The organism is Paenibacillus oleatilyticus, from assembly GCF_018998565.1.
Classification (GTDB): domain Bacteria; phylum Bacillota; class Bacilli; order Paenibacillales; family NBRC-103111; genus Paenibacillus_G; species Paenibacillus_G oleatilyticus.
The window spans coordinates 14,309-33,851 of the sequence record NZ_JAHNZO010000049.1; the positions used below are offsets into that span (position 1 = coordinate 14,309).

The window sequence follows — 19,543 nt, forward strand, 5'->3', positions numbered from 1 at the left end:
CTGATGACTACGCTTTGTCTCGGATAAGCCGTGTGGTATAATGGAAAATCATAGCCACTCGATTATTGACGGAATGTGGAGGGATTTTTATTTTTTACGTGGCCGCGTTTCTCATGTCATTTACGATCGTATTCCTGCTTATCCCCCCGCTGCGCCGCCTGGCGTTTCGCATCGATTTTGTCGACAAGCCCAAAGTCGACAACGAAAGGAAGATACATAGAGAACCGATCCCGTTGACGGCCGGACTTGCCATCTTTGCGGGGTTTGTGATCACCTACCTGTGCTTCGTTCGTGACGATTGGAAGCAGTCCGCCGCCATCCTGGCCGGATCGCTGTTGATCCTCGTCATCGGTATGGTGGACGACTGGTACAAAACCCATGGCAAGGAGCTCGCGGCTTGGCCGAAGCTGATCGTGCAGCTGTCCGCAGCCGTCATCGTATACAGCTCCGGCGTCGTCTTCTACGGGTTCAACAATCCGTTCACCGGAAGCGACGTCATCCTGCCGGTCTGGCTGCAATTTTTTCTGACGGTCATGTGGATTTTCGGGGTAACAACCGTCATTAACTTTACGGACGGCATGGACGGTCTGGCGGGTGGCCTATCGGCGATTTCGGCGGTTACGCTGTTCGTTGTCGCGCTGGCCAAGGCACAGTCGGATTCGGCGATGCTCGCCATCATCCTGGTTGGAGCCGCACTAGCCTACTTGAAATACAACAAGCCCCCGGCCAAAGTGTTCATGGGTGACGCAGGAGCGACGCTGTTCGGCTTTTTGCTCGGCGTCATCGCTTTGGACGGGGCTTTCAAAGGCGCGACCGTGCTATCGCTGCTCGTTCCGATCCTGGCGCTCGGCGTACCGATCTTCGACAACCTGTTCGTCGTGTTCAAGCGGATGATGAACGGCAAGCCGATCTATCAAGCCGACGCCAGCCAAGCGCATTACCGGCTGCTGCGCAGCGGCTTGAATCCGAAGCAAGTCGTGCTGTTTCTTTGCTTGATCAATACGTGCTTCAGCTTAACCTCGATCATTTTACTTTTGCTTACGGTCTAATCTATCGTCATTATTATTCACACGAGAAGTTGCAAAACAAGCCTGCCGCATAATGCTGCAAGGCTTGTTTTTTTATAGTAAAAAATCATCTCTTTATCTTAAATATTCTTAATATTAACGATTCTTTATATACTAAACGTATCTCTATTTCAAGGCAATTCGTATAATAGATACGAATTGTATAGCAATGGAGGTCAGATCATGAATAGCGACAACAAACAAATCAGCAGAAGAAAGCTGCTAGCTTCCCTGGGAACGCTCGGAGTCGGCGCCGCAGGAGCCAGTCTTTTAAGCGGCGTTGACAAAGTTTACGGAAACTCCGTTACGAATGCCGTTTACGGCTCCGCTGCGCTCAATGTCCCAAGCACAAATTTCGTAAGTGTCACGGACACTCCTTTCGGAGCCGATCCCACCGGGAAGAACGATAGCTCGAAAGCGATCAACGAAGCTTTTGCTTTTGCCAGTCAAAACGGCAAAGCCGTCTTTTTCCCGGGCGGAATCTATCGAATAGAAAAAACCATCAATGTTCCGTTGCATGTAAGCTTTTACGGTGTAGGACATGCCTCCGAAATAAAAGCGGCAGCCCCTATTAGCATGTTTAAATTTGCAAGCCAAGGTACCAGCGAGTACGGAAACCGGTACGGAGAAATGTCCGGCTTGTACGTCAATGGCAATCAGATTGCGTCAATCGGACTGGAATTGGCCTTTGTCGTCGTGGAGCGATTATTTCAAGCCGTTCAAATCGAAAATGTAGCCGGTCCGGCCGTACGAATGGATTCATCCCAAAACAATACGTTCGTGTCAGTAAACATTGAACGCTGTAAACAAGGCATCGTCCTGCTCAATGGAGCCGGCAATAACGCCTTCTACCGCTGTGAGATTAACGATCCCGGGGACGTAGGGATTTTGTTTGATTCGAATGAGTCCCTGACCGGCTACGGCAAAAATGCTTTCCATAATCAATCCACCGGCAACGAGTTCGATAAATGCATTATCGAAAGAGGCACAACCGCTAATTACGGAGTCCACATCAAGACCGGATACCGAAACGTATTTTGGAATTGCGACATCGTCGCCGGCAGGTTGGCCAAAGTAAAGATCGAGTTCGGGGACAATCAGTCGCTTAACGGATTTTACCGCTGCGCCTTTACATGCTCGGATAATGCGGTCGCCGTTTCTGCGGGAGGCTATCGCACGATGATTCAAGACTCGATCATCGACGGGTATACGGGAGCTAACCCGACCTGCATTGAAGTATTCAAAGAAACGCACATTATCAATTGTCATCTAAGTGCCAAGACATACAAGATTGTGAACAAAGCCGGAGATCAAAAATATAATATCCGCTTCGAGCCGCTTAACGCGATGGGATCGACGGAAGACAGGCCGAATCATGGACATATGGGAGTCGGAGTTCAATATTTTAATATTACCACCGGGATGCTCGAAATCTGGAACGGCGCGGCATGGAAAAGCGTGGCCTTTCAATAATCAATAATCCTTCTGAATAACGTCAAAGCCGGCTACAGGCTTCTTCTTTCGGAAGAATCCGTAACCGGCTTTAGCCATGCCAACCGCTTCGATGTTTTCAGCTCAGTAAGTAAGCAGCACGCCAAGCGTTTCCTTCGGGGTGCGCAGGTACCATTCGTACGCCTCTCCCGCCCGGTCCACCGGAAGCTTTTTGGAAACGAGCGGCATGACGTCGATCTTCCGCTCGCCAAGCAAGCGGATATATTCGTACATGTTGCGCCCTTCCGTCCAACGCACGAAGCCGACTGGGTAATCGACGCCATCCTGCTCGTAAGCGGCGTCGTACCGCCCCGGGCCGCCCGCACGCGCGATGCGCAGCTCCGCTTCTTTGGCGAACATAAGCTCCCGGGACAGCTCCGCATGCATGTCCCCTACGATGACAATGCGGCCCCGGTCCCGCAGCCAGCCCAGCGACCGGTTCAGCAGCTCCGCGCCCCCGCCGCCGGCGCACAAGACGACCGCATCCGCGCCTTCGACCAAATAATCCGAACGCAGCGAAGCCTCCAGCTCTTCGTAGGAAGCAAACACCGTTTGGAGCCCCGAACGCCGGAGCATCGAGCATCGCTCCTCCAGCAAGTCCAGCGCGTACACCCGGTATCCCGCCGCTTCCGCAATCTGACAGGTGAGCTGACCGAGAATGCCCAGCCCGACCACGGCTACTTTGCTTCCGAATTGCAGCTCGGCTTGCCGAAGCCCGTGAATCGCGATCGCTCCGAGACCGACGAATGCCGCCTCATCGGCCGACAAGGAGGCCGGAAGCGGAACGGCAAGTGCTTTCGGCACGGCGAGCAGCTCCGCGTGCTTTACGTACGGAGCCCCGTAGCAGGCGACCCGGTCGCCGGGGCGCACATGCGTCACCCCTTCTCCGGTTTGGAGCACCGTGCCGACCGCGCTGTAGCCGAGCGAGACCGGACTCGCGCCGGCCCGCTTTTTCATTTCGATCTCGGTGCCCGGACTGATCGCCGAACATATGGTACGAACCAGAATTCGATTCGGCTCCACGACCGGCTCGGGCACTTGTCTGACCTCCGCCTCTCCGTTGATGGCGACTACTGCCCTCATGATGGTCTCCCCTCTCTCTTTCCCAACCGAATCTAAATCCATTATTTTAAGCCGGACATCGTAATGCCTTCGGTGAAGTAACGCTGGAAAAACAAAAAGATCAAAAACGTCGGAACGAACGAAATGACCGCACCGGCCATTTCGAAGCCGAAATTGCCCTCCTTGGTCAACAAGGATGCGAGACCCACCGTGAGCGGGAACATTTTCTCGGACGTCGTAAAAATAAGGGGCGTAAACAAATCGTTCCAGCACGAGATGAACGCAAACGTTCCAACGGTCGCCAGCGCCGGCTTGGCCAGCGGCACCATGAGCCGGAACAAGATTTTGAAATCTCCGGCCCCGTCAAGATAAGCCGCTTCTTCCAAATCCTTGGGAATCGTCTGCATGAACTGCCGTACCAGAAATACGCCCATGATCGCCCACAGCTCCGGCACGATAATGGCGGAATACGTGTTGATCCAATGCATTTTGCTGAACATGATGTATTTGGGAATAATTAGCATTTGATTCGGGATCATGACCATCGCCATAAAGCACCAGAAGATCGTCTCTTTGAACCGAAACTGCTTTTTGGCGAAAATATATCCGAGCACGCCGGCGAAAAACATCTGCGTCGCCACCGGCACCAACGTTATGACAAGCGAGTTGAATAGCCAGCGCGTCATGCTGCCGCTGTTGAAAATGTAGCCGTAGTTGTACCAGGTCGGCCGGTCGGGAATCCAAAAGGAAGGATCGGCGAGCGCCACATCCAGCTTTTTGAACGACCCGAGCACCATGACGATAAACGGGAACATGAACGCGATGCCCGCCAGCACGAGCGGGATATAGACCAGCGCTTTTCGCCCAGCCGTCATGCCGTTCGCCTCCTTTCTCCGCGAAGTTTAATGGTAGGATACGTCTTTGCCGAGAAATTTGCGCTGCACGAGAGAGATCGTAAAAATGATGAAAAAGAGCACATACGCCAGCACGCTGCCGTAGCCGAAGCGCAGCGACGTGAAGCCTTCCTGATACAAGTAGTACACGATCGTCGTCGTCGAATAATCCGGGCCGCCTCCCGTCAGCAGAAACGCGGAGTCGAAAATTTGAAACGAACCGATGGTCGTAATGATCGCCACGTAAAAATGAATCGGCAGCAGCAGCGGAAACGTGACGCTCCAGAACGTTCGCCAGCCCGTCGCGCCGTCCATCTTCGCCGCTTCGTACAGGTGCCCCGGAATCGACTGCAGCCCGGCGTAATAATACACCATCGTGCTGCCGCACACTTTGAAAATGCTCAAAGCGGCCAACACCGGCAGCGCCTGCTTCGAATCGGAGAAAAAGAGCTGCGGTTCGATCCCCGCGTAGCTGAGCAGATGGTTGACCACCCCGTAGTCCGTTCCTTTGAACAGCCAGGCCCAGATGCCTGACAAGATGACGAACGACGTGACGACCGGAAGGAAGAACATCCCTTTGAACAGTCCGGCCAGCTTGACTTTGGAGTAGACAAGCAGCGCCAAAACCAAGCCGAGTGCCATCGTTGGCACGATATAATAGACCGAGAACAGCACGGTGTTCCAGATCGACCGCCAGGCCAGCTTATCCTGCAGGAACCGTTCCCAATTGCCGAGGCCCGCGAAGGACGGCTCGCCGATCATCGGCCAATCCATGAAGGTCAGCACGAAGCTGAAGACGAGCGGAGCGAACTGAAATACGAGAAAATGCAGCAGCACCGGCACCAGAAACACGTAGATGATGGCGTTCTTTTTCCAGCTCTGCGCGATCCGGCCGGACAGCCTGCTGTGCTGGTCAATATGAGAGTTTCGTACGGATTCCATACGGCGAATCGTCACCTCCGGCAGGTCCGAGGCGCAGAGAGGGGCGGCGGCAAAACGCTGCCCCTTCGTGCCACTTGGTTTAGGAAATTACTTTTTCGCATCGAGCTTAAGCGCTTCGGCGGCGGCATCAGCCGCTTGCTTCGGCGTCTTCTTGCCTTCCATCATCGCGCCGATCTCCGCTTGAATCTTGGGCATAAACCCGCGGGCGGCCGGATGGGAGATACCCGGGATCGTCAGATCCGCGTACTTCATAAATTCCTTCATATCTTGATCGTCGTTATAAATGTCGCCCGCCGATTTGCGCACGGGCAAATAGCCGGTCAATTTGTTGAACGCTTTGGCCGTATCCGTATTCGTGAGGAATTTGGCGAATTCGACGGCAGCGGCTTTATTTTTGCTCGTTTTCGAGACGACGAACATACCTACCGTGCCGAAGCTCGCCTGCTTTTCCTTTTTCAGCGGCGGCCCGATCACGTATGGTTTTTTCTGCGCTTTCAGCGTCGTCAACGTCGAGCCTTGCCCCCAGACCGCCAGCATTTTGCCGGACAAAAATTCGGGGAACTGGTTGTCGTTGGAGATCGAGTCCTTCGGAATCCAGCCGTTATCGTACATTTTCTTCACATACTCGAACGTCTGCACGCCTTTGTCATTGTTCAAAATAATGCCGCCTCCGTCGTCCGTCACGTTGCCGCCGCTCTGCCACAGCAAGGGGTACAGCGTCGCATTGCAGCAGCCCGCGCCGCCTTCGAAGTTGCGCGCATAGTAGCCTTTGGCCTTCGCCTTCTCGGCCCAACGGTCGAACTCGTCCCAGGTCGTCGGCAGCTTCGCCGGATCTTCGCCGATCGCCTTGATCACGTCTGGGTTGTAGATCAGCGTCTGGACCTCCTGCAGAATCGGAAGCGCATACAATTTACCCTGATAAGTTGCACCGGCTAACGCTCCCTTGCCGAAATCGTCCGTATGGATGTCCTTAGCGTAGGCGTCAAGCGGCTCCAGAGCATGATTGCCGGCAAACTGCGGAATTTGATCCGGAAGCTGATAGAAGACGTCCGGACCGGACCCGGCAGCGAGCGCCGTCAATATTTTTTGCTCCCGGTTTTTCCACGGAATCTCTTCGTAGTTCACTTTCACGTCGGGATACTTCTGCTTGAACGTAGCGATCGTGTCGTTCCAGAACGCTTTGAGCTGCTCCTTCTTATCGTCGCCGACGTAAGGGTGCCCCCATACGGTAATTTCTCCGGCTACCTTATCCCCGGCCGCGCCAGGAGCGGCTGCGTTGTTCGAACTGCCCGCATCCGAGCCGCAGCCGGACAATACGAGGCCGAGCGAAAGCACAGCCGGCAGCATCATCGATAATGCACGTTTGGTCATAGATGTGACCCTCCTCGCTTGTAGACTGAACTGACGAATCCAAGACTTGTTTCAGACCTACCGGACTTTGATCGACGGTTGACGCTGCTTTCTTTTGACGGACGGGCCGTCCCCCTTTCAGCCATAAGAACCAAAAATGATCCAGTTCATGAAAAAAGTATTTCAACCGCATTCTAGATCATATCTGGTATTTATTTATACTATAACGATCTCGGAAAGCGCTGTCAACCGTCCGCAAAAAAATTCCACAACGCCAGAAAAAAAGAAAAGCCGTCCGGCCTCAGGACAGCGCCTCCTCCAGCCGACGGCAAATCGTATCTTCCTCTTCCATCCGGGACCAGAACCACTTCAGCTCCCGGTGCATCGCCTCCACCTGTCTGGCGTTCAGATGAATGTCCGTCGTCCAGCGGAACGACGGAATAATTTCGCGGTACATAGGGTAACGCGACGGGTGCTTGACCGTCCCCTTTCCGCGCCACTCCGCGGCCTTCTTCAGGCTCGGAATGCTGAAGGTGTTCTGGCGCAGCGTCAGTTGAGCTGCTTCTCCCAGCAGGTAGTCGACCAGCGTTCGCGCCGCTTCCTTTTGCTCCGAATGGCGGTTCATCCCAAGCGCAACCGAGAGCAGCAGCGTCCTCGGCTCGTTCAGGTACGGCAGCGGCGCCACGTCGAAAGAAAACCCCGCCTCCCGGATATCGTTCAAGCTGAAATAGGTCGTCATGATCATCGACACTTTTTCCTGAAGGAACAGCGCTTCCGCGTCGGCATCGTTCTCCGCCGCAAACCGCGGGAATACGCCTTCCTTGGAGACAAGCTCGCGGCATTTGCGCAGCCCTTCCATCAGCTTCGTCCCGCAAAACGACGGACGACCCTGCGCGTCGTACCGGACCGCGTCCCCGCTTTGCAGCAAAAATACCGGCCACCGGTTCTGCGACAAGAAATAAAAATAAAACCCGAACCGCCCTCGCTCATCCGCGAGCTTCTGCGCCGTTTCGGTCAAATCGTCCCACGTCCAGCCGCTGTCCGGCTCCTCCAGCCCTTTGTCGGCAAAGTGATCGCGGTTATAGCACAGCACAACCGGAGAAAAAGCGAACGGCAGCGCCAAGTACCGGTCGCGATGTTTGAAGGCGCTTTGCAGAAACGGGTACTGCCCGGCGGGTGGGTTCATGGGCTCCAGCCACTCCTGCCGGCCGCTGTCGACCACATGCTGATAATCGGTATGGTTGATCGTAAATACGTCAACCATGCCGCCCTTCATATATTCTTCGATCGCCTGCGCGTAATTATCGTAAGGAAGGGCCACCGTTTGCACCCGAATATGCGGATAGGCGACATGAAAATCCGACAGCAGCCGGTTCAAGTCCATCTGCTCCATGACGGAGGTGTAATACCCCAGCTTGATCGTAACGCTGCCCTGGACCGCGGGGCTGCTGACCCGGTTGCCGACCCTCGGCACCTTCTCGATCAACTGCTCGTCTACCAGCATTTCCAGTCCTTTGCGGACCGAATTTTTGCTGAGCTGGTACTGCTTGCCGAGCTCCACCTCGGACGGCAGGTGTTCTCCGACGGAGAGCTTGCCGCTCACGATATCTTCCCTGAGCTGGGCAACCATATGATCCAGACGCTTATGAAACGTCGTGCGGCTGGGCTTTTTCGGCATCGTCATATCCCTCCTGCCTGTCGAATAAACTGGTTCTCATCTAGTTTATATAATGGCGGGTACGATGTCAATGCGCGCTGGATTTGCAAGCTAATATGCACCAAAAAAACGCCTGCTCCGAGCTGAGCCGGAACATGCGTTTTTGGCGTACGGGCGTTATACCTCGTTGCCGGTGTTGCCACCGTACCTGTGCGTGTGGGGTATACTGCCGTTCACAGTCGTATGCCCTTCGAAATAATGGTAGTGTCACTCCGCCGGAATGAACCACAAACCCCGTAACGGGGATATCCATAGCACCAACTTCTTCTCCATGATGAATGGTACTCCATTGTATGAGTAGAGAGCTTGGGCCGTATGGGCGTTTGTCTAATGCGAATCGGTCCGCTTTACGCCTATTTCAGGTGCTCGGGATTCAGCTTCTCCAGCTCCGGCACGACAAAGCGGCCGTCCTTGCGGATCAGTCGATCGTCAAAATAAATTTCTCCGCCGCCGTATTCCGGACGCTGGATCAGCACCATATCCCAGTGAACCGAGGAGCGGTTGCCGTTATCCGCATCCGTGTAAGCGTTACCCGGCGTAAAGTGGATACTGCCGTCGATTTTCTCATCGAACAAAATGTCTTTCATCGGCTGCTGTATGTACGGATTGACACCGATCGCAAACTCGCCGACAAAGCGGGCCCCGTCGTCGGTATCCAAAATTTCGTTCAGCTTGGCGGTATTGTTCGCCGTCGCCTCGACGATCTTGCCGTTGTCAAAGCGGAGCGTGACGTTTTCGAACGAAGTTCCCATATAGATCGTCGGAGTGTTATAAGAGATGACGCCGTTGACCGAGTCCTTCACCGGCGCAGTGAATACTTCGCCGTCCGGAATATTGTTCTGACCTGCGCATTTGATCGCCGGAATGTCCTTGATCGAAAAGCTAAGATCGGTGCCCGGTCCGACAAGCCGCACCTTGTCCGTCTTGTTCATCAGTTCGACAAGCGCGTCCATGGCCCCGGACATTTTGCTGTAATCGAGGTTGCATACTTGGAAATAGAAATCTTCGAACGCCTCGGTGCTCGTATTCGCCTGCTGCGCCATCGAGGGATTCGGATAACGCATGACGCACCATTTGGTATGATTGACCCGCTGATCGACGACCGGACGCTGATACACCTTCATGAACAAGCGCAGCTTATCCTCAGGCACATCGGACGTTTCGGTAATGTTGTCGCCGCTGCGAACGGCAATGTACGCTTGCATCTGCTTCATCCGGTTCAGCTCGATGGCCGCCATCTGCTCGTACAACTCCTGGTTGCCGCCAAGCATCAGCTTGCGCGTAACTTCGGGATAGCGGAACTCGATGAACGGATGCCCGCCTGCCGCGTACACCTCTTCTATTAAACACTTGGTCAATTCCTGATCGCGAAGGCCGATCATTTCAATCAGGATATTCTCACCCGGCTGAAGGTCGACGGAATACCGTACCAGGTTTCTCGCAAACTGCTGCAAACGTGGATCTCGCATCTTCTTTCTCTCCTTTGGGGACAGCATCTTGAACTCACCTTCTCAACGTACCAAATTTTCACGGAAAGTTCAAACCCCTAATGAAGGTTTTCGGATAAAAGATCACGATTATTTTTACATATTGAGGAAACCGATTGCCGGACGGCTAAATCCAGCTTTGCAGTGCCCGGTCATAAGCAAGAAGCTCTTCCGGCTTGAAAAAGTTGGCAATTTCCCGTTCCGCGCTTTCCGGAGAATCGGAGCCATGAATGATGTTGTTGCCGGTATGGACCGCATAATCGCCGCGGATCGTCCCCGGCAACGCATCCAACGGATTCGTCTTGCCCATCATGGCGCGGGACAGCGCAATGACGTTATCGCCCTGCCATACCATCGCAAAGACCGGACCGGAGGTAATAAACTGAACCAGCTCGCCGAAAAACGGTTTTTCCTTATGCTCGGCATAGTGGGTTTCCGCTTGTTCCTTCGTGATCACCATTAATTTGGAGCCAATCAGTTGAAAGCCCTTATCCTCAAAGCGCTGAACCAGCTTGCCGATCAACCCCCGCTGTACGCCGTCCGGCTTGATCATCAAAAACGTTTTTTCCATAATCGTTCCACTCCGTTTCTAAAATGATAGATTGCTAATCTTACACCTGAAGCTGTGTGCATCCCAGTATACCCGTTTCCTTCATTTTCCATGCCTGAGGAGATTCCGGAACAAGACACAAGAGCGCCGCCTGCACCCTTGCCCATGCAGGCGGCGTGAATATCGTTGCGGCGCATCTTGCTGCTTAAGCGCTCCGGCCGGACGTGACAGGTTCTTCCGCAGCCGTCACCGGCGCCGCTGCGCTTCCCAATGCCAGCTGCGCTTGCGCAGCGGCGATTCTGGCGAGCGGCACCCGGTATGGCGAGCAGCTGACATAATCCAGCCCCACCCCGTGGCAGAAGAAGATCGACTGCTTGTCGCCTCCGTGCTCGCCGCAAATCCCGGTCTTGAGCTGCGGCTTCACGGCGCGTCCGCGCTCGACCGCCCATTCGATCAACGTTCCGACGCCGTCCCGGTCCAGCACTTGGAACGGATTGTCGGGAAGCAGCTTTGTCTCCACGTAATGCGTCAAAAATTTGCCTTCGGCGTCGTCCCGGCTGTAGCCGAACGTCATCTGCGTCAGGTCGTTTGTGCCGAACGAGAAGAAATCGGCGTGCTGCGCAATATCCCCCGCCGTAACGGCAGCCCGCGGCACTTCGATCATCGTGCCGACGCGGTAGCGGAACGTGCGGGCGAACTCGCCAAGCACCTCGTCCGCCTTACGGGTCACGAGCTCGCGCATCAGCTTCAGCTCATTGGCATGGCCAACCAGCGGAATCATAATATCCGGCCGGACGTCGAGCTGCTCGCGCAGGCAACTGAGCACGGCGCGGAAGACGGCTTCGATCTGCATCTCGTAAATGTCCGGCAGCACGAGTCCGAGACGGCAGCCCCGGGTGCCGAGCATCGGGTTCATCTCATGCAGCGCCCTGACTTTGCGCAGCAGCTTCTCCAGGCTCTCCTTGCGTTCCGGGTCCGCGTCCGGCCGACCGTTCAGGCGCTCGCGCTCGACGACCAGCTGCTCCATATTCGGCAAAAATTCATGCAGCGGCGGGTCCAGCAGGCGAATCGTTACCGGCAGCCCGTCCATCGCCCGGAAAATGCCCTCGAAGTCCTCCTGCTGCATCGGCAGCAGCTTCGCCAGCGCCTCCGCGCGCTCCTCCGCCGTCTCCGCCAAAATCATCGCTTGCACGACCGGCACCCGCTCGGCGCTCATGAACATATGCTCCGTCCGGCACAGCCCGATGCCTTCGGCGCCGAAGCTGCGCGCCTTGGCAGCATCCTCCGGCGTATCGGCATTCGTGTACACCTCCAGCGTGCGAATCTCGTCCGCCCAGGCGAGAAGCTGCTGCAGCTCGCCCGTCAGCTCGGGCTCACGCAAGCTGACTTCGCCAAGGATCACCCGTCCGGTCGCGCCGTCGATCGACAACGCGTCGCCCTCACGCACCGTGACGGCTTCTCCGTCAGCGGTCGTTACGGCAAAGGCGCGGTCCGTCAAGCGCAGCGCTTCGCAGCCGCAGACGCACGGCTTGCCCATCCCGCGGGCTACGACCGCCGCATGGCTAGTCATGCCGCCCCGGCTGGTCAGCACGCCTTCGGCTGCCAGCACGCCGTGAATATCCTCCGGCGTCGTCTCCGAGCGCACGAGGATGACTTTGCGCCCCGCGCGGGCCCATGCCTCGGCCGTGTCCGCGTCGAACACCGCGACGCCGGAAGCGGCTCCCGGCGACGCCGGCAGGCCAGCCGCCAGCACATGCAGCGGCTTGTCGGTATCGATCGCGCGGTGCAGCAGTTGATCCAGATGAAACGGCTCAATGCGATTGACCGCTTCGCCGGTATCGATCACGCCTTCGCGTACCAGATCGACGGCGATTTTGACCGCGGCTTGGGCCGTCCGCTTGCCGTTTCGCGTTTGCAGCAGGTAAAGCTTGCCCTGCTCGACCGTAAATTCGATATCCTGCATGTCCGTGTAATGCCGCTCCAGCTTCTCCGCCGTCTGCACAAGCTGGTCAAAAACAAGCGGCATCTCCTCGCCGAGCTTCGCAATCGGAACGGGCGTCCGCACGCCGGCCACGACATCTTCCCCTTGTGCGTTCATCAAGTATTCGCCGTACAACACGGGCTCCCCGGTAGACGGATTTCGCGTAAACACGACGCCTGTCCCGCAGTCGCTGCCCATATTGCCGAACACCATCGTCTGAATGTTGACGGCTGTTCCTTGCTCGTCGGGAATCTGGTGCACCTTGCGGTAAACTTTCGCCCGCGCATTGTTCCACGAACGAAATACTGCTTCAACGGCCAGTACGAGCTGCTCCTCCACCTTCTGGGGAAACTCGCGTCCCGCTTCCTTGCGGATCACCGCCTTGTACTCTCCGATCAGCTCCGTCCAGCCTTCGGCGCTCACTTCACTGTCCTGGCTTACATTTAATCGCTGCTTGAGGCGGTGCAGCAGCCGTTCGAATTGGTACGTTTCGATGTCGAACACGACGTTACCGAACATTTGGATCAAACGGCGGTAACAATCGAAGGCAAATCTCGGATTGCCGGTCAATGCCGCAAGCCCTTGCACCGTTTCGTCGTTCAAGCCAAGGTTGAGAATCGTATCCATCATACCGGGCATCGAAGTCACCGAACCCGACCGGACGGAGACGAGCAGCGGCTTGGCCGGATCGCCGAAGCCTTGGCCCTTCGTCTGCTCCAGCTCCCGCATCGCTTGGTGGACCTGCTCCATCAGCCCCGCCGGAAGCTGCATGCCCGCTTCATAATAGGAGCGGCACACGTCCGTCGTAATGGTAAAGCCCGGCGGCACCGGCAAACCGGCGTTCGTCATCTCTGCAAGATTGGCCCCTTTTCCGCCAAGGAGCTGCTTCAAGCCAGCATGCCCCGAATGAAACGGCACTACACTTTGCATGATTGTTAATCCTCCCGTCATTTTAGAACCTACGGTACGCAGACCGCGAGTACACATATGGAACGTTGTGGATGTTTAATGATGTATAAAACATATCATAGCTTTATTGCATTGTAAATAGTATGTATTATTTATATTTAATACACACTATTTATTCATGATTCTGTGATGGCCGCATCTGTGAGAAAAAGTAACGTTGTCCAAAGCAAATAAAGTTATAGACTGAATTGGCGATTAAGCTAATGAGCTTGATCATATATTTTTATATATTTGAAACAGCCGAAAGGGTCCATTTGACATGTTTGTTTCCGATAGGAACCAACACGAACAACTTGGATCTAGCAAGGAACGAAATAAAAGATGGACGGATGTCGACAATTACTTAAGCGATCTGCTTATAGCACATGACCCTATCCTCGAGGAAGCGCTTCAAAATAATGCTACAGCCGGTTTGCCGCCGCAAGATATTGCCCCGAACCAGGGTAAGCTGCTGCATTTGTTGGCGCGAATCCAAGGGGCGCGCACGATCTTGGAAATCGGCACGTTAGGCGGTTATAGCACCATTTGGCTCGCAAGGGCACTGCCTGCTGACGGACGTTTAATTACACTGGAATCCGATCCAAAACACGCCGAAATCGCACGAGCAAATATTGCGTGTGCCGGTTTGTCCGATATCGTTGAAGTACGAGTAGGTCAGGCGCTTGATTTATTAAAGGAACTGGACGCCGAAAACAGACGGTTTGACATGATATTTATCGATGCCGATAAGCCCAATAATCCGGAATACTTCAAGTGGGCACTCCAAACGGTGGGCTGCAAAGGGTACGACGGTTTCGCGATAGCTCTGGTCACGAATGACAATTAGCTCACAAGACAAAGGAACTGACGTGCGCTATTTTGGTCTTAGATGGCCCGTTTCTCGAATAGAGAACATACGTTCCTTTATTCGTGTCGAAACATGTATAGCAAGGCTAAAATCGGGCATTTAGCGCATCTGAGTTCCTCTGTAGTTGCGGAAGGTGGTCAAAAAGACGGTTTAGAGGAACTTTTCCGCGTCTATTTTGCTCGTGCGCGATCCGTTCATAAGTGAGAGGAGGCTTCGACCGGGGGCTCCCAGGGTCTTCTAGCGGCTCCCGGTGCCGTTCGCTTAGCACCAAGTCCGCAAACAGCAAAAAACCTCTCTGAAGAGAGGTTACGAGAAAGGTTACATGGGGGGCAAAAATAAGGCTTGCCCCTCCGTTTCTATGATCTTGTCACGCCATCCCGGCAGCCCGGCCATCCCGCTCCGTCTCGCCCTCATGCAGCGACAGCTTGGCGCCCAGCGCGCGGAAGCTGCCGATGACGTCCTCGTAGCCGCGCTCCAGATGCTCCACGCCCGTTATGCGGGTGCAGCCTTCGGCTGCGAGTCCCGCCAGCACCAGACACGTGCCCGCGCGTACATCGGTCGCATGCACCCAATCGCCGACAAGCGGCCGGCCGCCGTGGATAAAGGCACTTTCTCCGCGCACCTCGATCTCCGCACCCATGCGGCGAAGCTGCGGCACGTGATTGAACCGGTTCGGGTACACCCGTTCCGTGACGATGCTTTTGCCTTTGGCCTGCGTCAGTAAAGCCGTCATCGGCTGCTGCAGGTCCGTAGCGAAGCCCGGATACATCGTTGCGCGGACCCGGGTCGCTCGGATCTGACCCGTGCTGCGGGCGGTAATGCTGTTTTCGTCCCATTCCATCTCCAGCCCGGCCTCGCTCAGCTTGGCGATACACGCCCCGAGGTGCTCGGGAATGACATCCTTCACGGTTACGGTACCGCCGGTGATGCCCGCACTCATCAAAAATGCCCCGGCGACGAGCCGGTCGGGAATCACGGTATGCCTTCCTCCATTCAAGTATGGCACGCCCTCGATCCGTATGCGGTCCGTCCCTGCGCCGTAAATGCGCGCGCCCAGACCGTTCAGGAACGCCGCCGTATCGACGACCTCCGGATCGACTGCGGCATGGTACAGATTTGTCCGGCCCTGAGCGCGGACTGCCGCCAGAATGGCGTTGATCGTGGCGCCCGACGTCACGGTATCGAAATAAATGTCCGTCCCGCGCAGCGTTTTGGCCTCAACGATATAGTGATCCTCGCGGAACTCCACCGTCGCGCCCAGTGCTTGGAACGCCTTCATATGCTGGTCGATCGGTCGGGAGACAAAGTTGTCTCCCCCCGGAAACCCGACCGTCACCCGCCCGAATTTGGCAAGCAAGGCTCCGGCAAAATAGTAGGACGCCCGGTAAGCGGACGCCTTCCCCGGATCGATGATCGCGCTGTGGATGTAACGCGGGTCCAGCACAATTTCGCCGGATGGGCGGCGGGTGATCGTCAAACCGATGTCTTTGCCGATCTGGGCGATCAATTTCACATCGTCGATATTCGGAATGCCCTCCAGCGTCACAAGACCGTCCGCCAGCGAGGCGGCGGCCAACAAGGCGAGCGAGCTGTTTTTGGAACCGGGAATATGTACGCTGCCGTTCAGGGGACCGGCAGATTCCACTTCAATCCATCTCATTGACCCTTACCCACTTTCCGATGATGTCGTTATTTGTTATGAAGCTCCAGCACGTATCCGCTGCCGCGAACCGCACTGATGAGGAAGGTGTCTTTGCCGTATTTTTTGCGAATCCGGTACACCAGCGCATTCAATTCGTCCATCGTCACATCCGGAACCCCGTCCTCGCCGACCGAGCGCTCCGGCCATACGGCCTGCTTGATTTCGGCAATCGGCACGAGCCGATTGGCATGATCGTACAGCAGCTGAATAAGCAAAAATTCTTTCTCGGACATCGCAATCCGCTTACCGTCAACCACACATTCCCGTTTCTCCCAATGGATCGTCAGCGGGCCGTTCGGTTCGTCCCACCGCTGCGTAATGCTGAGCGGCTCGAACTCCAGCGTCTGGTCGGCGAAAAGATACGAAAAATGCAGTACCGTCATCCCCTTGGCCAGCTTGATGATATCAAACGATTTCAGCGGGTAAGGTTGATTCGGTTCGACGATCACGCCGTTGATTTCCGTGCCGTGCGTGCTGCCCAGATCGTACAGGACCGCGCGCTCCTCTTCTTTGCGGATCACTATATGTTTACGAGAAATAAACGCGTTCGAAAAAGCGAAGTCCGGAGAATACGAGTTCGACGCCCTCCCGACTACTGTTTCGGCGGCGGTCAGATTCAGGCACGTACCCGAGCGGAAAGGCTCTCCGCGAATCACATAAAGACAAGCGAAAGTATCCAGTTTCATTCCCTCCGAGTGCTGCACAGCGGTCATGCATCGTTGTGCGGTCGATAAAAATAAGTTGACCTCCTATCATCATAGCTTATTTCGGCCTTGAAGGAAAATAGGCTTCGCTGACGCATCAGTTATATTTCGATAATACGACTCTGTCAGGGAAAAACGGACATAAAAAAGCCCGCCTCACCGAAGGATGCATACGGAAAGGGGGTAGCGGTCCAGTTATCATTCATTTTATACAAACAATGTCAACAGTGTCGGATCTCCCGTAGACGAACACAAGCGGCTGCTCTGTCACGGATTTAAACGATTGAGCTTGCATGCCATTCATCTGCCATTTTATATTGAGAATTAGCTCCACAACCACCTTAATGGGCCGCTCTATCTACAAGACGAAGGTCCGTGGTATAATAGCACTACTTTAACGAAAACGCATTCACACGGGAGATCCGCCTATGCCTTTGTTTTTTCGCCTTACGGCTTTGACCTGCGGCTTATTTCTTCTCATTATGTTGCAAGCTTCGGTTTACATTCGACCTCCCGTCCCACTGCCGCCGCCCAAGATTGAAATTCAAACCGAGTGGTCGCCCGAAGAACTGCAAAAGCCTCCGAACATCATCATCCTGCTCAGCGAAGCATTTTGGGATATCACTCAAATCAAAAGCCTGCAATTCAGCGAGGACCCGGCGCCGATGTTCCATGCGCTGCAGGAGAAATTCACCCATGGCACACTGCTTTCCCCGATGTTCGGCGGAGGTACGGCCAACGTCGAGCTGGAAGTGCTGACCGGGCATTCGATGCGCTTTTTCCCGGAGGATTCCACTCCGTACGAGCAATATATCAAGCAGCCAACCGCTTCGCTGGCCAGCTTGTTAGCGGGACAAGGCTACAAGACGACGGCGATCAGTCCGTTTTATCATTGGTTTTTCAACAGCTCGGAGGTGTACAAGCATCTCGGATTTTCGCGCTTCATCAGTTTGGAATACTTCAATCCGGACGAGTATGTCGGCCCTTACATCGGAGATCACGCCGTCGTACGGCGCATTATCGAGGAGTCCGAACGTAATCCCGGCCCAGACTTCATTTTTGCCAATACAATGGAAAACCATTATCATTACTGGCCGGGCAAGTTTAAAAAGAACCATATCGAAGTGAAAAGCCATATGTCCAACGCGGTTACAGGCATAGCCGAGACATATGCGCAAGGCTTGTCGGGCGCCGACCGGGCGCTGCAGGAACTGGTTCTGCACTTCAGCAGGTTGAAAGAGCCGACGATCATAGTATTTTTCGGCGACCATCTCCCTTCCTTGGAAAAGCTGCTCGTTTATAAGGAATCGAATTACATCAGCGGTGAGGACGATCCCGACTTTTTGGAAAAAATGCATAACACCCCCGTCGTCATCTGGAGCAACTATTTGCCCGAGGAAGCGAAAGAGGAACTGCATATGAGCCCGTCGTTTCTCGGGCCATACATTTTGAATCTGGCGAAGCGGCCGGGCAGCCCGTACATGGACTTTTTGTCCGACCTGTACCGAAAAATGCCGGTGCTGCCGCCGAAAACGTACTATGAAGCGATGAACATCGACGTGAATCTGGTGCAGCAGTACGAGGATCGGCAGAAGGCCATCCTGGCTCTGGAAAAGCAGGCGGCCGCAGGCAGCGGGAACGCAAGCGCGGCGGGCGTCGACACGGCGGCCAGTAGTGACGCGAGCAACGAGGCTGGTGGTGAAGTCGTGGCAGGTAGCGACGGTGCGGATAGCAGCGAGGGGAGTAGCCCGGCTGGCATGGCTGGGACGGGAGACAGCAGCGCAAGCGGCGCGGCGGGCAGCAGTGACGAGAGTAATGCAGCTGTTGGTGCCGGAGCAGCGGGCGGCGAAAAGAGTAGCTCGACTGGCATGGCCGGGACGGCAGACAGCAGCGCAAGCGGCGCGGCGGGCAGCAGCGAAGAGAGTAATGCAGCTGTTGGTGCCGGTGCAGTGAGTGGCGACGAGAGTAGCCCGACTGGCATGGCCGGGACGGCAGACAGCAGCGCAAGCGGCGAGGCGGGCAGTAGCAACACGAGTAATGCAGCTGTTGGTGCCGGAGCAGCGGGCGGCGATACGAAGGGGAAAACGTTTATCCTCGGCTATGGCGAGCCGCTCATCGAACGGGTAAGCCCCGCTTTCTTAACCATCGGGGGCGATGCTTTCGGAAGATCGCAGCTTACCGTACATGGCGGAAGATACGGCCTTGGCAGCACCGTCTTCATCAACGGCGAACCGCAGCAGACGACTTGGCAAAGCGAATCCTCGCTTAGCGTCAACGTGCCGAAGGCACTGACGGCCAATGCCGCAACGCTGGACGTCCAGGTACGCGTCATCGATTCCAAGAACCGGGTATTGGCCGAATCACAAATCGTAAAGGTACCCGTGCAAGAGAAGAAGCGTTGAAAAGCCGAAGATGCGGCATCCCGTTGCGAATCGGATGGCGTGTCCTCGGCTTTCCTAAAAATCAGAAGATAGTACGTACTCTCCTGAAATGGCTCACATATAATAGCGCACCCGAAATGCTTTATCGGAGGCAAATCGAGCCATCTCAAACTCTTAGCGGAACTCAGATGCTCTACTCTTGTCGAAATTTCTCGCCCCACGTCCAAACGAAGCACATAGCGCATCTGAGTTCCTTTATTTCCCAGAGCAGTTCTTCCCGCCGGCCATTAGCGGAAATGAGATGCTCTATTTCCATCCTCTGCAAAAAAAAAACTACAGCGGAATAACCAGCATACTATGTTTGTTTTCAAGCTCCCGAAGGTAAGCTAGAGGATTTCTT

14 protein-coding genes are annotated in these 19,543 nt (G+C 55.2%); 4 read left to right on the top strand and 10 right to left on the bottom strand.

The window, feature by feature from the left end:
* The first annotated feature begins 113 nt into the window (after positions 1 to 113).
* Together KQX66_RS35055 and KQX66_RS35060 are read left to right on the top strand one after the other, a co-directional pair.
* The gene (locus tag KQX66_RS35055) at positions 114 to 1,049 is read left to right on the top strand and encodes an MraY family glycosyltransferase (RefSeq protein WP_216798176.1); all 936 of its coding nucleotides are present in this window, start codon (positions 114 to 116) and stop codon (positions 1,047 to 1,049) included.
* Between the two features lie 201 nt (positions 1,050 to 1,250).
* On the top strand, positions 1,251 to 2,540 hold the full coding sequence (locus tag KQX66_RS35060) for a glycosyl hydrolase family 28-related protein (protein ID WP_216798177.1): 1,290 nt from the start codon (positions 1,251 to 1,253) through the stop codon (positions 2,538 to 2,540).
* A 102-nt stretch (positions 2,541 to 2,642) separates the two neighbouring features.
* On the opposite strand, the gene KQX66_RS35065 is transcribed toward KQX66_RS35060, so the two are convergent.
* The 8 genes from KQX66_RS35065 to ppdK form a co-directional block, all read right to left on the bottom strand.
* On the bottom strand, positions 2,643 to 3,641 hold the full coding sequence (locus KQX66_RS35065; protein WP_216798178.1) for a zinc-dependent alcohol dehydrogenase: 999 nt from the start codon (positions 3,639 to 3,641) through the stop codon (positions 2,643 to 2,645).
* Between the two features lie 41 nt (positions 3,642 to 3,682).
* The gene (locus KQX66_RS35070) at positions 3,683 to 4,495 is read right to left on the bottom strand and encodes a carbohydrate ABC transporter permease (RefSeq protein WP_216798179.1); all 813 of its coding nucleotides are present in this window, start codon (positions 4,493 to 4,495) and stop codon (positions 3,683 to 3,685) included.
* Positions 4,496 to 4,522: 27 nt separating this feature from the next.
* Positions 4,523 to 5,455, bottom strand: a complete 933-nt coding sequence (locus KQX66_RS35075) for a carbohydrate ABC transporter permease (RefSeq protein WP_216798180.1) — start codon at positions 5,453 to 5,455, stop codon at positions 4,523 to 4,525.
* Positions 5,456 to 5,542: 87 nt separating this feature from the next.
* Positions 5,543 to 6,826: a sugar ABC transporter substrate-binding protein gene (locus KQX66_RS35080; protein WP_216798181.1), complete on the bottom strand. Its 1,284-nt coding sequence runs from the start codon at positions 6,824 to 6,826 to the stop codon at positions 5,543 to 5,545.
* A gap of 280 nt (positions 6,827 to 7,106) precedes the next feature.
* Positions 7,107 to 8,483 carry an extracellular solute-binding protein gene (locus tag KQX66_RS35085; protein ID WP_216798182.1) on the bottom strand — a complete coding sequence of 459 codons (1,377 nt, stop codon included), beginning with the start codon at positions 8,481 to 8,483 and terminating at the stop codon, positions 7,107 to 7,109.
* Positions 8,484 to 8,875: 392 nt separating this feature from the next.
* On the bottom strand, positions 8,876 to 9,991 hold the full coding sequence (locus KQX66_RS35090; RefSeq protein ID WP_216798183.1) for an aminopeptidase: 1,116 nt from the start codon (positions 9,989 to 9,991) through the stop codon (positions 8,876 to 8,878).
* Between the two features lie 145 nt (positions 9,992 to 10,136).
* Positions 10,137 to 10,580 carry a nucleoside-diphosphate kinase gene (gene ndk, locus KQX66_RS35095; RefSeq protein ID WP_216798184.1) on the bottom strand — a complete coding sequence of 148 codons (444 nt, stop codon included), beginning with the start codon at positions 10,578 to 10,580 and terminating at the stop codon, positions 10,137 to 10,139.
* Between the two features lie 184 nt (positions 10,581 to 10,764).
* Positions 10,765 to 13,470 (bottom strand): pyruvate, phosphate dikinase, encoded by a 2,706-nt coding sequence (ppdK, locus tag KQX66_RS35100; RefSeq protein WP_216798185.1) that lies wholly within the window; start codon positions 13,468 to 13,470, stop codon positions 10,765 to 10,767.
* 298 nt (positions 13,471 to 13,768) lie between these two features.
* On the opposite strand from ppdK, the gene KQX66_RS35105 reads away from it, so the two are divergent.
* A complete protein-coding gene (locus tag KQX66_RS35105) occupies positions 13,769 to 14,335 on the top strand; it encodes an O-methyltransferase (RefSeq protein ID WP_216798186.1) in 567 nt (188 codons plus the stop codon).
* 388 nt (positions 14,336 to 14,723) lie between these two features.
* Here KQX66_RS35105 and murA read toward each other — a convergent pair whose 3' ends face one another.
* Both murA and KQX66_RS35115 read right to left on the bottom strand, forming a co-directional pair.
* Complete coding sequence (gene murA, locus KQX66_RS35110; protein WP_216798187.1) at positions 14,724 to 16,016, bottom strand: UDP-N-acetylglucosamine 1-carboxyvinyltransferase; 1,293 nt, start codon at positions 16,014 to 16,016, stop codon at positions 14,724 to 14,726.
* A gap of 29 nt (positions 16,017 to 16,045) precedes the next feature.
* A complete protein-coding gene (locus KQX66_RS35115; RefSeq protein WP_253957647.1) occupies positions 16,046 to 16,744 on the bottom strand; it encodes an FHA domain-containing protein in 699 nt (232 codons plus the stop codon).
* A 446-nt stretch (positions 16,745 to 17,190) separates the two neighbouring features.
* On the opposite strand from KQX66_RS35115, the gene KQX66_RS35120 reads away from it, so the two are divergent.
* Positions 17,191 to 19,164 carry a sulfatase-like hydrolase/transferase gene (locus KQX66_RS35120; protein WP_216798189.1) on the top strand — a complete coding sequence of 658 codons (1,974 nt, stop codon included), beginning with the start codon at positions 17,191 to 17,193 and terminating at the stop codon, positions 19,162 to 19,164.
* The last annotated feature ends 379 nt before the right edge of the window (positions 19,165 to 19,543 follow it).